1 pseudogene is annotated in these 289 nt (G+C 50.9%); it reads left to right on the top strand.

Features of this window, described 5'->3' with window-relative positions:
* Window positions 1-289, top strand: a pseudogene (gene ychE, locus AC0L3S_RS39290) (NAAT family transporter YchE); the annotation flags it as partial.

Here is a 289-nt window from a genome sequence, read left to right as displayed (position 1 = left end):
AAACTAACCTTACAGCCAACCTGTCTGTGGCCATTATCTTGTGGATCTCGCTTTTTCTCGGCGACACGATTCTACAACTTTTTGGTATATCAATTGATTCGTTCCGTATCGCCGGGGGTATCCTGGTGGTGACAATAGCGATGTCGATGATCAGCGGCAAGCTTGGCGAGGATAAACAGAACAAGCAAGAAAAATCAGAAACCGCGGTACGTGAAAGCATTGGTGTGGTGCCACTGGCGTTGCCGTTGATGGCGGGGCCAGGGGCGATCAGTTCTACCATCGTCTGGGG

Source organism: Bradyrhizobium sp. Ken01, from assembly GCF_055807355.1.
This window is presented reverse-complemented; position numbering and strand designations above follow the sequence as displayed.